The organism is Novosphingobium sp. G106 (assembly GCF_019075875.1).
GTDB lineage: Bacteria > Pseudomonadota > Alphaproteobacteria > Sphingomonadales > Sphingomonadaceae > Novosphingobium.
This window is the reverse complement of record NZ_JAHOOZ010000001.1, coordinates 3,368,916-3,381,293: the sequence shown is the minus strand read 5'-3', so window position 1 is coordinate 3,381,293 and position 12,378 is coordinate 3,368,916. Positions and strand designations below refer to the sequence as shown.

The 12,378-nt window shown below is 65.6% G+C and carries 14 protein-coding genes; 8 read left to right on the top strand and 6 right to left on the bottom strand.

Features of this window, described 5'->3' with window-relative positions:
• Positions 1 to 64 precede the first annotated feature (64 nt).
• From KRR38_RS16120 to KRR38_RS16100, 5 genes are all read left to right on the top strand, one after another.
• Positions 65 to 1,315 carry a threonine ammonia-lyase gene (locus KRR38_RS16120; RefSeq protein ID WP_217403451.1) on the top strand — a complete coding sequence of 417 codons (1,251 nt, stop codon included), beginning with the start codon at positions 65 to 67 and terminating at the stop codon, positions 1,313 to 1,315.
• Between the two features lie 31 nt (positions 1,316 to 1,346).
• Entirely contained in the window at positions 1,347 to 2,156 is an 810-nt protein-coding gene (locus tag KRR38_RS16115; RefSeq protein WP_254514835.1) for an SDR family NAD(P)-dependent oxidoreductase, read from the top strand.
• On the top strand, positions 2,153 to 3,073 hold the full coding sequence (locus tag KRR38_RS16110; RefSeq protein WP_217403449.1) for a glycosidase: 921 nt from the start codon (positions 2,153 to 2,155) through the stop codon (positions 3,071 to 3,073). The genes KRR38_RS16115 and KRR38_RS16110 overlap by 4 nt, the downstream gene beginning before the upstream one ends.
• 150 nt (positions 3,074 to 3,223) lie before the next feature.
• Positions 3,224 to 4,078, top strand: a complete 855-nt coding sequence (locus KRR38_RS16105; protein ID WP_217403447.1) for an arginyltransferase — start codon at positions 3,224 to 3,226, stop codon at positions 4,076 to 4,078.
• 147 nt (positions 4,079 to 4,225) lie between these two features.
• The gene (locus tag KRR38_RS16100) at positions 4,226 to 4,384 is read left to right on the top strand and encodes a hypothetical protein (RefSeq protein WP_217403445.1); all 159 of its coding nucleotides are present in this window, start codon (positions 4,226 to 4,228) and stop codon (positions 4,382 to 4,384) included.
• Positions 4,385 to 4,512: 128 nt separating this feature from the next.
• Here KRR38_RS16100 and KRR38_RS16095 read toward each other — a convergent pair whose 3' ends face one another.
• From KRR38_RS16095 to KRR38_RS16075, 5 genes are all read right to left on the bottom strand, one after another.
• A complete protein-coding gene (locus KRR38_RS16095) occupies positions 4,513 to 4,920 on the bottom strand; it encodes a VOC family protein (protein ID WP_217403443.1) in 408 nt (135 codons plus the stop codon).
• Positions 4,921 to 5,044: 124 nt separating this feature from the next.
• The gene (gene glnA / locus KRR38_RS16090; RefSeq protein WP_217403441.1) at positions 5,045 to 6,454 is read right to left on the bottom strand and encodes a type I glutamate--ammonia ligase; all 1,410 of its coding nucleotides are present in this window, start codon (positions 6,452 to 6,454) and stop codon (positions 5,045 to 5,047) included.
• Between the two features lie 93 nt (positions 6,455 to 6,547).
• The gene (locus KRR38_RS16085; RefSeq protein WP_217403439.1) at positions 6,548 to 6,886 is read right to left on the bottom strand and encodes a P-II family nitrogen regulator; all 339 of its coding nucleotides are present in this window, start codon (positions 6,884 to 6,886) and stop codon (positions 6,548 to 6,550) included.
• A gap of 255 nt (positions 6,887 to 7,141) precedes the next feature.
• On the bottom strand, positions 7,142 to 8,065 hold the full coding sequence (argC, locus tag KRR38_RS16080) for an N-acetyl-gamma-glutamyl-phosphate reductase (protein WP_217403436.1): 924 nt from the start codon (positions 8,063 to 8,065) through the stop codon (positions 7,142 to 7,144).
• The gene (locus KRR38_RS16075; protein ID WP_254514833.1) at positions 8,065 to 8,469 is read right to left on the bottom strand and encodes an SH3 domain-containing protein; all 405 of its coding nucleotides are present in this window, start codon (positions 8,467 to 8,469) and stop codon (positions 8,065 to 8,067) included. The genes argC and KRR38_RS16075 overlap by 1 nt, the downstream gene beginning before the upstream one ends.
• Before the next feature lie 131 nt (positions 8,470 to 8,600).
• Between KRR38_RS16075 and KRR38_RS16070 the strand changes: the two genes are divergently transcribed.
• From KRR38_RS16070 to KRR38_RS16060, 3 genes are all read left to right on the top strand, one after another.
• Positions 8,601 to 8,990 (top strand): nuclear transport factor 2 family protein, encoded by a 390-nt coding sequence (locus KRR38_RS16070; RefSeq protein ID WP_217403429.1) that lies wholly within the window; start codon positions 8,601 to 8,603, stop codon positions 8,988 to 8,990.
• 5 nt (positions 8,991 to 8,995) lie between these two features.
• A complete protein-coding gene (locus KRR38_RS16065) occupies positions 8,996 to 10,006 on the top strand; it encodes an NAD(P)-dependent alcohol dehydrogenase (RefSeq protein ID WP_217403427.1) in 1,011 nt (336 codons plus the stop codon).
• Positions 10,007 to 10,104: 98 nt separating this feature from the next.
• Positions 10,105 to 10,446, top strand: a complete 342-nt coding sequence (locus tag KRR38_RS16060) for a hypothetical protein (RefSeq protein WP_217403425.1) — start codon at positions 10,105 to 10,107, stop codon at positions 10,444 to 10,446.
• A 530-nt stretch (positions 10,447 to 10,976) separates the two neighbouring features.
• Here the strand turns inward: KRR38_RS16060 and KRR38_RS16055 are convergent.
• Positions 10,977 to 12,359: a M17 family metallopeptidase gene (locus tag KRR38_RS16055; RefSeq protein WP_217403423.1), complete on the bottom strand. Its 1,383-nt coding sequence runs from the start codon at positions 12,357 to 12,359 to the stop codon at positions 10,977 to 10,979.
• Positions 12,360 to 12,378 lie beyond the last annotated feature (19 nt).

The following is a 12,378-nucleotide window of genomic DNA, read 5'->3' as shown; positions in this document are numbered from 1 at the left end:
CGCGATTGCCTACCCGTCGGAGAGCCCGCTTCCCATTTCCCGCCGTTTCCGGTAGCGGCGCAGGATGAACGAAGCCGCTCTCAAGCCCGCTGCAGGTGCCTCCGCTCTGCTCACCGCCGACGACGTCGTTGCGGCGGCGCGGCGAATTGCGGGCGCGGTGGTGCGGACGCCGACCTTCCACAGCCAGACCTTGAGCGCGATCACCGGCGCCGAGATCTATCTCAAGTTCGAGAACCACCAGTTCACCGCCGCCTACAAGGAACGCGGTGCGCTGAACGCCATGCTCCAGCTCAGCGACGAGCAGCGCGCGAAAGGCGTGATCGCGGCTTCGGCCGGCAACCATTCGCAGGGCCTGTCGTACCACGGCACGCGGCTCGGCATCCCGGTGACGATCGTCATGCCCAAGACCACGCCGGTGGTGAAAGTCATGCAGACCGAGGCGGTGGGCGGCAAGGTCGTGCTCGAGGGCGAAAGCTTCGACGAGGCATCGGCCCATGCGCGTAAGCTCGAGACCGAGCTCGGCCTGACTTTCGTCCACCCGTTCGACGATCCGCAGGTCGCCGCGGGGCAGGGCACGGTCGCGCTCGAGATGCTCGAGGACGTGCCCGATCTCGAAGTCCTGGCGATCCCCGTCGGCGGCGGCGGGCTGGCATCGGGCATGGGCACGATCGCGCGCGCGTTGCGGCCCGACATCAAGCTGATCGGCGTCGAGGCCGAGCTATACCCCTCGATGTATAACCTGCTGAAGCAGGCCGACTGCCCGATCGGCGGCGATACTCTGGCCGAGGGCATCGCCGTGTTCGAGCCGGGCAAGTTTACCAGCCAGGTGCTGGGCGACCTGCTCGACGATTTCGTGCTGGTGAACGAGCACCAGATCGAGCGTGCGCTGGCGCTGCTGCTGCAGATCGAGAAGACCGTGGTTGAGGGCGCCGGCGCCGCCGGCCTCGCCGCGGTGATCGCCAACCCCGAGCTGTTCGCCGGGGGCAAGGTCGGCATCGTCCTGTCGGGCGGCAATATCGACACGCGCCTGCTTGCCAACGTCCTGCTGCGCGACCTCGCGCGTTCGGGCCGCGCGGCGCGGCTGCGGCTGGTGCTGGCTGACCGGCCGGGCTCGCTGTTCCGCGTTTCGAAGGTGTTCTACGACCACAACGTCAACATCATCGAGATCGTCCACCAGCGGGTCTTCACCAGCCTGCCCGCCAAGGGCCTGGCGACCGAGATCGAATGCGAGGCGCGCGATGCCGTGCAGCTCGACGCACTGATCACGGCGCTGCGGGCCGAGGGCTTCGAAGTCAGCATGATGGAGTCGCGCTGACCGGCGTGACGCGCCGCATGACCGAATGTTCATGCAACCTGCGAACGCGGGCAAGCGTTTGCCGCGCATGGATTTCGCGCAACAATGCGCCGTGGTCACCGGCGGTGAATCGGGCATAGGCAAGGCCTGCGCGCTGGCGCTCGGCAAGGCCGGTGCGCGCGTCGCGCTGACATACTTCGCTGATCGCGATGCTGCTCAGGCCGTCGTGGCGGAGATCGCGTTGGCTGGCGGCAAGGCCTTTGCTCGCCACACCGACGTCGGCGCGGAGGACCAGGTGGAAGCGCTGTTCACCGCCGCCGAAGCCGAGTTCGGCCCGGTTCGACTGCTGGTCAATTCGGCCGGGCTAAACATGAGCAATACGCCGGTCGAAGACATGAGTCTCGCGCAGTTCGACCGCGTGTTGCGCGCCGACCTCTACGGCCCGTTCCTCACCTGTCGTCGGTTCGTGCGCGGGCTCGTGGGACACGACGGGGGCGGGCGGATCGTCAACATATCGTCGATCCACGAGCGCGCGCCGCGGCCCGGCGGCACCGAGTACGACAGCGCCAAGGGCGGGCTCGCCCAGCTCACGACGACGCTGGCGCTCGAGCTGGCGCCGCGCCGGATCGCGGTCAACGCGGTGGCGCCGGGGATGATCCTGACACCGATGAACCAGTCCGCGATCGACGATCCGGCCGAGCTGGAGCGCAAGGCGGCGGCGATACCCTGGGGCCGCGCCGGCAGGCCCGAGGAAGTCGCCGATCTGGTCTGCTACCTGCTCTCGCCGGGCGCCGACTACATCACCGGGACTACCGTGGTTATCGACGGCGCCCTGTCGCTTACCGTGGCCCTGGGAGCATGAAAGCCTTGCAGGTCGACTACGTCGTCGAGGAAAACGAAACCGTCACCCTCGATATCGCCCGAGACGGCGGGCTGCTCGCCGGGCATGACCTGATGAGCCCTTATGTCTGGGAAGACAGCGGCGTGAAGCACCTGTTGGTGCGGGTGTTGAACAATCCGCTGCAAGCCGGCGATCCGACCGGCGTGATCTATGCCGGAACCTCGAAGGACGGGCTGTCCTTCACCATGCTCGACAAGCCCGCGATCCTGCCCGGCCCCGAAGAGGTCGATGCCGGCGGCGTCGAGGATCCGACCGTGGTCGTGGCGGACAGCGGCGGGCTGCTCGTGTTCTTCACCGGCGTGGACGCCAAGCACGGGCAGGGCTCGCTGCTGGTTGCCAAAGGGGCCGATCTCGGTAGCCTGAAGACACAGAAGGTCCTGCTCAAGGCACCCGAGGGTGAGGGCAACATCAAGGAGGCGACTGTCGCGCAGGCTGCCGACGGGCGCTACCGGCTGTTCTACGAATATGCCAAGGACAATGCCTCGCGCATCGGCCTGGCGCTCAGCGACGCGCCCGAGGGACCGTGGCAGGCGATCGCCGACCCCTTCACCGTCCGCGAGGACCGCTGGGACAACTGGCATCTCTCGACCGGGCCGATCGTCGCGCGCAAGGGCCAGCCGCCGGTAATGTTCTACAACGGCGCGACCGCCGACGCGCGCTGGCGGATCGGCTGGATCGCTTTCGACGAGAACTATACGCGCGTAGTCGACCGCTGTGTCGAGCCGATGCTCGTGCCCCCGCCGCCCCAAGAGCGCGCGGGCACCGACATCGCTTTCGCCGCCTCGTGCCTCGACGATGGCAAAACCATCTACCTTTACTATTCGCTGGAGGACCGGATGCTGCGGCGGGCGCGCATCCGGCGGTTCGTTAACACTTGAGCGCGAGCTGCGCCAAGCCGAGACGGCTGTGCAAAATATTGGACCGTTAACCGCAAAAACTTGGTTAAAAGACTTTGAACTGGCCGATAGCCCATGCATAGTTCAGTGGCAGGCACCGCTTGGTGTGCCTGGAGAGGATCTGATCCGCCCGTGACGGCACCCGTTCGCTTTCCCCGGTTCTTTGTCACCAGCCCCGCGCCGTGCCCCTATCTCCCGGGCCGCAGCGAGCGGAAGGTGTTCACCGAACTCAAGGGCGCGCATTCCGATGCGCTGAACGACGCGCTGGGCCGGATTGGCTTCCGCCGCAGCCAGACGGTGGCCTATCGCCCCTCCTGTCTCGATTGCCAGGCCTGCGTCTCGGTCCGCGTCGTGGCCGACGATTTCACCGCTTCCTCGACGCAGAAGCGCAACCTGAAACGCAACAGCGATCTCGTCGCCACGCTGTGCCGGCCCTGGTCGACGTCCGAGCAGTTCGAACTGCTGCAGCGCTACCTCGGCGTGCGTCACCCGGGCGGCGGCATGGCGACGATGGACGAGGTCGACTATGCCGACATGGTCGAGCACACGCCGGTCACCTCCTATGTCATCGAATATCGTGAGCCTTCGGCCGACGGCGTCACGCCGGGCCGTCTGGTCGGCGCCTGCCTGACCGACAAGCAGGGCGACGGGCTGTCGATGATCTACTCGTTTTACGAGCCCGAGCACACGACGCGCACGGGCCTCGGCAACTACATCATCCTCGATCACATCCGCCGCGCGCGAGAGATGGAACTGCCCTACGTCTATCTCGGCTACTGGGTCGAGGGTTCGGCGCGGATGCAGTACAAGGTGCGCTACCGTCCGATGGAACGCCTCGGCCGGAACGGCTGGGAACGGATCTCGGCCGAGGAGCACGATCGCCTGATCAGCGGCGCGGCCAATACCCGCCGCGAGGAAGCGCCTGCGCTCGAAGGCAGCTGCAAGGACGGCGTACCCGGCGGCCAGGACCAGTACCGGCTCGTCTGACCTCAGCTCCGGCCAGGGCTTGGCGCAGGTTCCGAATACCCTTCTCGACGAATGAACCGAGGGAATCCCGAAATGGGACGTGGAAAAGCGCCGTCTTGCGCAATCCCGCGGCGGACTCAGCCTCGGACCGCGTGATATGACAGTTTCGTGGAAGTGCCCCGCGATGCCATATATTACGAGCAGCTCGCCCGCATAGCGCGGTTGAAAGCGGATGCGAGTCCCGACGCCGACCTGGCACGGCGACTCCGCGAGGCGGCCATCAAGCACGAACGCAAGGCCCGTCAGGTCCGCCGCAACGGCGGTTAGCGGCCCCGCCGACAAACTTTTTCGCGACAGTTTTGGCGACCGTGTCCGCGCTACAAGTTCGAGCAGTAATCGCGATTGGGAAGGCAGGCCCCGCGGCGGATGACGAGGCGGGCCTTTTTGATCGGAACCTAGTTCCCGCGCATCGGGCCGACGAGCTCGATATGGTGCCCTTCGCTGTCGCTGATCACCGCCGCGCGCACGCCGTGTTCCGGGCGGTCCTCGCCGGCGCGGAACAGCGCGCCGCCCGCCGCCAGTGCGGCCGCGACGGTGGCTTCGACGTCGGGCACCTGGAAGCAGAGCCAGACCTCGCCGGGATAGTTTGGCCGCGACGGCGCAGGCTTTTCGAGGAAGCGGCTGAGGATCAGGATGTGCGAGGTCATGTCGCCCGTCACCGACAGCCACGACTGCTGCTGCCGCACCTCATCCTCGCCGCCGAGATTGCGGCTGGCGAGCTTGAGTCCCAACGCCAGATAGAACCGCTCGGCCGCCTCGACATCGGCGACCACCAGCTTGGTCGCATGCATCGCTAGGTCCATTGGGTCAGATCCATCGGCGCTCTCCCATTTTGGCCAAGCCTATCGTGGCGTCTCCCAGCGGCCAAACAAAAAGGGCGCCCGGATCGCTCCGGACGCCCCTCCCGCTGTTAGAACTGAAGCTGGCTTACCAGCTGTAGTACATGTCGAACTCGACCGGCGACGGCGTGGTTTCCCAGCGCATCACTTCGGGCCACTTGAGCTCGATATAGGCTTCGATCTGGTCCTTGGTGAACACGCCGCCCTGGATCAGGAAGTCGTAGTCGGCTTCGAGCGATTCCAGCGCTTCGCGCAGCGAACCGCAGACGGTCGGCACTTCGGCGAGTTCGGCCGGCGGCAGATCGTAGAGGTTCTTGTCCATGGCTTCGCCCGGGTGGATCTTGTTCTTAATCCCGTCCAGGCCGGCCATAAGCAGCGCGGCGTAGCAGAGGTAGGGGTTGGCCATCGCGTCGGGGAAGCGGAATTCGACGCGCTTCGCCTTGGCGCCCGAGCCGTAGGGAATACGGCACGAGGCCGAACGGTTGCGGGCCGAATAGGCCAGCAGCACCGGCGCTTCGTAGCCCGGGACCAGACGCTTGTAGCTATTGGTCGTCGGGTTGGTGAAGGCGTTCAGCGCCTTGGCGTGCTTGATGACGCCGCCGATGAAGTAGAGGCACATGTCCGACAGACCGGCATAGCCGTTACCGGCGAACAGCGGCTTGCCGCCATCCCAGATCGAGATGTGCGTGTGCATGCCCGAGCCGTTGTCCTTCATGATCGGCTTCGGCATGAACGTTGCCGTCTTGCCATAGGCCTGGGCGACCTGGTGGACGACGTACTTGTAGACCTGCATGCGGTCGGCGGTTTCGACGAGCTTGCCGAAGGTCAGGCCGAGTTCGTGCTGGGCGCTGGCGACTTCGTGGTGGTGCTTGTCGCAGGGCAGGCCCATCTCGATCATCGTCGAGACCATCTCGGCGCGGACATCGACCAGGCTGTCGACCGGCGCGACGGGGAAGTAGCCGCCCTTGGCGCGCGGACGGTGGGCGAGGTTGCCGCCGTCGTATTCGCGGTTCGAGTTGGTCGGCAGCTCGATGTCGTCGATCTTGAAGCCGTTGCCGTCGTAGCCGTCATAGAAGCGGACGTCGTCGAAGACAAAGAATTCGGCTTCGGGGCCGACATAGACGGTGTCGCCCACGCCGCTCGACTTGACGAAGGCTTCGGCGCGCTTGGCGGTCGAACGCGGGTCGCGGGCATAGAGCTCGCCCGACGAAGGCTCGACGATGTCGCAGACCAGGATCATCATCGGCGTGGCCGAGAACGGATCGATGTAGACGGCGTCGAGGTCGGGCTTGAGGATCATGTCCGACTCGTTGATCGCCTTCCAGCCGTCGATCGACGAACCGTCGAACATCAGGCCGTCTTCGAGCTCGTCTTCACCGAGCAGCGCGGCGACCATGGTCAGGTGCTGCCACTTACCCTTGGGATCGGTGAAACGCAGATCGACCCACTCGATCTCCTCTTCCTTGATCCGCTTGATGATGTCGCTTGCCTTAGCCATTTTTCGCCTTTCTCGACGCCCCGGCGCGGGCCGGGGCTGGTTGGATTTTCAATACTGGTAAAGCGGCTCGCCCGAACCGCCGGAAATGGGCAATCAGATTGCGTCTTCGTTCCGCTCCCCGGTGCGGATGCGAACTGCGCTTTCGATCGGGATGACGAAGATCTTGCCGTCGCCGATGCGGCCGGTCTGCGCTGCCGAAGCGATCGCCTCGACCACGCGGTCGGCCAAGCTGTCGGGCACGACGACCTCGAGCTTAACCTTGGGCAGGAAGTCGACGACATATTCGGCGCCGCGGTACAGTTCGGTATGGCCCTTCTGCCGGCCGAAGCCCTTGGCTTCGGTGACCGTAATGCCGGACACCCCGACTTCGTGAAGGGCCTCCTTCACTTCGTCGAGCTTGAACGGCTTTATGATCGCTTCGATTTTCTTCACGCTGCAGAAACCCCCGCGCCTTGAACCGGCCCCGTTAGATCTGGCCCGGATGTCCCGTGCCTCGTTTACGTTCTATCAAGAATCGTGCCAGAGGCTTGGTATGCGGTTTAGGCAATGCTGCGGGTGCGGGGAAGAGTGGAATCGCACGAATCCTATCCGATAATGCCGCAGTGCGACATTTTTAGGTGACTAGACCGCATTTGGTGTGATTAAATTTCAGGCATCGCTGATTAAAATTTAGGCGATACTTGAAAATCAGAGCGCCAGGCCTGCGGTTTCGGGCAGGCTCGCCATAAGGTTGAGGTTCTGCACCGCAGCGCCGCTAGCGCCCTTGCCGAGGTTATCAAGCACGGCAACGAGCCGCGCCTGGCTGCCGTCTTTCGCACCGAAGACGTGGAGATCGAGCCGGTCGCTCGGCGCGGTCGAGCGCCTTAGCAGCAGTTCGTCGGGCGTGCCTTCGTGCACGGTGACGACCTCGCTGCCGGCATAGGCCTGCTTCAGGCAGGCGAGCAGGGCTGCGGGCGCCGCGGCACCCGGAATCGCGGCAAGCGGGAGGGGAACCTCGACCACCATGCCGCGATGCGCGGGGATCACCGCGGGCGCGAAGACTGGCGCGTGGACCAGGCCGGCGAGCTTGGTCATCTCGGGCACGTGCTTGTGGCCCAGGCTCAGGCCATAGTCGCGGAAGGCTATGTCCGTATCGTCCTCGAACCGAGCGATCAGCGCCTTGCCGCCGCCCGAATAGCCCGAGACGGCGGTGACCGTGTAAGGCCAGCTCGCGGGCAGCAGCCCGGCTTTCACCAGCGGCGCGACCAGCGCGATGAAGCCCGTGGGGTAGCAGCCCGGATTGCTGACGCGCATCGCCGCGGCGACCGTCTCGCGGCCGACCACTTCGGGAAAGCCGTAGGTCCAGCCATCGGCGACGCGGTGCGCCGAGGAGGCGTCGATCACGCGGGTGCGCGGGTTGTCGATCATCGCGACGGCAGCCTTGGCGGCATCGTCGGGCAGGCAGAGGATGACGAAGTCGGCGGCGTTCAGCGCCTCGGCCCGCGCCGCGTCGTCCTTGCGGCGATCCTCGGGCAGGGTGATCAGCGTGAACTCATCCCGGCCCGACAGCCGGTCGGCGATCTCGAGGCCCGTGGTGCCGACGGCACCGTCGATGAATACGCTTGCGGTCATCACGCAGCACCCTCGAGTTCGGTGAGCACGACATAGCCGACATGGCCATCGTCGCCGAACTGGCCCCAGGCCCAGCCGCCGGCGATGTCGAGCACGTCGAAAGTGCCGCCGGCGGGCAGCATGCAGATCTGTTCGGCGTCAGGCTTGCCCGCGCGGCGCAGGCTCGCGCCCTTGGCGGCGACGGTATGCGGCATGGGCACCGCGTAATGGGGTACGAAGTATCGGCCGGCGAGCTTGATATGCGCGAGATCGCCGCGCACGGGCAGATGCCCTGCCTCGGCGGTCGCGCCGGGACCGGTGAGCGAGAGCATGCCCTGGGGCAGCTCGGGTCTCGTATGGCCGTCGAATGCTGTCAAATGCTGGTTTCCCGCGAAGTCGAAGACCGGCGCGCTTATATCGCTCATGGCATTGACGCAAGGTTGAGGGCGATTCGGCGGGTCGGCATGAGAAACAGCGCTGCGCTGTGCGACCGAATCGGTCAAGTCGGGCCTGTACCCGATTGCTATTAGCCGGCGGACAAGCAGGAGAGGTGACAATGCGCGAAGCCGATCGTCTGGTGCACGCCTATTTTGCCGCTGTGACCGCCGGCGAACTGCCCGACGACTTGCTGACCGAGGACATGACCGCCTGGCTGACCACGCAGGGGCCGATCGACAAGCGGACCTATCAGGCTGCGGTGCGCTGGCTGGGCAGCGTCATGCGCGAGCCGCTGCGCTTCACGATCGATGCGATCACCGCCGAAGGCGACTGCGCGGTGGCCGAGGCGCGATCCGACGGCGTGCTGGTGAACGGCGAGCCCTATGCCCAGACCTATGTGTTCGTGCTGCGCATCCGCGACGGACGGATCGCTTCGATTGCCGAGCACTACAACGCGCTCATAGCGCAAGAGAAACTCGTGCCGCTGATGGCGCACCTGCAAGGATGACGACGATGACCGGAGCCATGCGCCTCTACCAGCCGGCGAGCCTCGACAATCTGAGGCTCGAGAGTGCCGAGGCGCCCGCGCCGGGGCCGGGCGAGATCAAGGTGCGCTTGCTCGCGGCCTCCCTCAACTTTCGCGACGGGCTGGTGGTCGGCGGGTTCTTTCCGGTGAAGGACGGGCTGATCCCGCTGTCCGACGGCGCGGGCGAGGTGATCGCTGTGGGCGAGGGCGTGACCGAGTTCAAGCAGGGCGACCAGGTCGTCAGCACTTTCCACCCGAAGTGGCTCGACGGGCATATCGACAAGATCCACCTCGACAACTCGCCCGGCGGTCCGGCCGACGGCTTCGCCTGCGAAGAAGCGACGCGGCCCGCGACCCATTTCACCCGCGCGCCCGCGGGTTTCACTCCGGCCGAAAGCGCTTCGTTGACCTGCGCTGGCGTTACCGCCTGGCGCGCTGTGGTGACCGACGGCAAGGTCAAGCCCGGCGCGACCGTGCTGATCGAAGGCACCGGCGGCGTCTCGCTGTTCGCGCTGCAGTTCGCCAAGGCGGCGGGAGCGACGGTGATCGCCACATCGGGCAGCGCCGAGAAGCTGGCGAAGCTCAAGGCGCTCGGCGCCGATCACCTGATCAACTACCGCGAGGAAGAGCAATGGGGCGCGGCCGTGCTGGCGCTGACCGGTGGGCTCGGTGTCGATCACGTCATCGAGGTCGGCGGGCCGAACACGATCGGCCAGTCCTTCGTCGCCGCGCGCACGGGCGCGCATGTGGCGATCATCGGCGCAGTCGGCGGATTCCAGATCGACACGATGCCTTTCGCCATCGTCCAGGCCAAGCGGCTCAACCTGCAGGCGGTGACCGTCGGCTCGCGGCGCGACCAGATCGACATGGTCCGCGGGATCGAGGCGAGCGGCATCAGGCCGGTGCTCGACCGCGCATTCAAGCTGGAGAACCTGGCCGATGCTTTCCGCCACCTGCAGTCGGGCCAGCACTTCGGCAAGGTCTGCGTGGAGATATGACCGCTCGCCGGGAAAGCGGAAAAAGCTGAGGTGCTTGTGGCCATGCCGGCGCCGGCGCGGTAGGGCGCAGCGCAAGTTCAGGCAATCCAGGCAGACGCATGGCCCGCAAGCATTCCAAACGTGATCCCTATGGCGACCTGGACCGCGAGGAGGACGAGGCTCCCGCGCCGGTCGTCCCCTGCTGGCTCTGCGGCCGGCCGACGGGCAAGACCATCGTCTGGCACCACCCCGTGCCCAAGAGCCGGGGCGGCCGCGATGTCGTGCCGATGCACCCCATCTGCCAGCAGACGCTGATCGCCAATTTCACCAATTCCGAACTGCAGCGGCACGGGATGGACGTGGAAGGCCTCCTGCTCGACCCCAAAGTGCGCAAGTTCGTCGACTGGGTGGCGAACAAGGACCCGGATTTCACCGCGACCACGGCCAAGAAGCAGCGGTGATCAGAGGGCGGGGGCTTGTGCCGACAATTCTGCCATCGCCAGTTCGCAAACCCCTTCCCACAAGCGGACGTTGCATCAGTCCCGCCCTGTCGGCATATCGTTGTGACAACCATCAGGGCTGAAACCGCTGTGAGACGTGCGATACCAATAGCCTATTTAATTTATGCATTGGCGGTTTTCGTTGCCGGGACAAATGGCAAGATAGATGCATTCATTTGGGGATTTCTATCTTATGTCGGGTATTGGCCATTTTCCACTATTACTGACGTCATGACCGATTATATCCGGAGCCCTTCGATGTATGACGGGCCGGGCGCCTACTTCTATGGCATTTACAAACCCCACATGCTTTCGTTCATTTTTGACGTGCTGCTAGGTACCGTTTGGTGGCTAGTTGTTGTCGATGTTGGTCGTTGGATAGCAGATAGACGATCCGGAGGGAAAATCAGGGCAGCTAGCGATCAGACGACACCCTAAAGCTGCCTTTTTGGACTCCCCACGTCCAGCCCACGCGATCGCACGACCGCAATCTAGCCGTACCGCTCCTGCAGCATCTGCCATGACGCCCTGAGCCCCAGCGCATCGCCGCCTTTGGGCCGACCGGGCTTGCTCGCCGGGCGCCAGGCGAAGGTGTCGAAGTGGGCCCAGTCGGTGCCCTCGGGCACGAAGCGGTCGAGGAACAGCGCCGCCACGCTCGCGCCGGCGAAGGCGTTGGCCGAGTTGTTGTTGATGTCGGCCACGTCGGACTTCAGGTAGTCGCGGTAGCCGTTCCACAGCGGCAGGCGCCAGCAGGGGTCGTCGACCGCCTCGCCGGCCTTGAGCAAGGCCTCGGCGGTCGCGTCCTCGCGGGTGAAGAGGGCGGGGAGGTCCGGGCCGACGGCCGAACGCGCGGCGCCGGTCAGGGTGGCGAAGTCGAGGATCAGTTCGGGCTTTTCCTCGCCGGCGCGGGTCAGCGCGTCGCCGAGGATCAGCCGGCCTTCGGCGTCGGTATTGCCGATCTCGACCGAGATGCCGGCGCGCGAGCGCAGCACGTCGCCGGGGCGGAAGGCATTGGCCGAGACGGCGTTCTCCACCGTGGGCAGCAGCAGGTGCAGCCGCACCTTGAGCCCGCGCTCCATGATCAGCTTGGCCAGCGCCAGCGCATGCGCCGCGCCGCCCATGTCCTTCTTCATCAGCAGCATGCCCGACGAGGGCTTGATGTCGAGACCGCCGCTGTCGAAGCAGACGCCCTTGCCGACCACGGCGATCCGCGGATGCTTGGGATCGCCCCATTCGATCTCGATCAGCCGCGGATTGCGCGACCGTTCGGCGGCGCGGCCGACGGCGTGGATCATCGGGTATTCGCGTTCGAGCCTGTCGCCCTTGGTGACGTGGAAATCGGCCTTGTGCTCCTTGGCGAGCGCTTCAGCAGCGGACTCGATGTCTGCCGGGCCCATGTCCTCGGCAGGCGTGTTGACCATGTCGCGGACCAGCGCGGTCGCGGCGGCTTCGGCGAGGGCGGGCTCAATCGCCTTGACCTCCTTGGTCAGCAGCACGCGCGGGCCTTCCTTGGGTCCGTCCTTCTTGTAGCGGTCGAAGCGGTACTGGCCAGTGACCCAGCCGAGCAGCGCGGCACCCGGATCCGCGTCGGCACGGCGATAGGTGCCTGCGGGCAGGACTTCGGCGAGCTTGGCCATGCACCACGGCGACAGTCTTGCCGGATCGGCTACGCCGGCGACGACCGACCAGCCGTCCCCATCGGGCAGGATCGCATGGGAATATCCGTCGCCTTCGAACTTCTGCGCGGCCAAAGCGGCGCGCTGCGGGGCGGAGAGCTCCTTGACGAAAGCCTTGAGCCCCGCCTTGTCGACGAGATGGATCGGCGTGGCCTGCTGGTCGCGATCGGGCTGGATCAATGCGTGCTTGTCGGTCATTCTGCGGACAGGCTAGCCG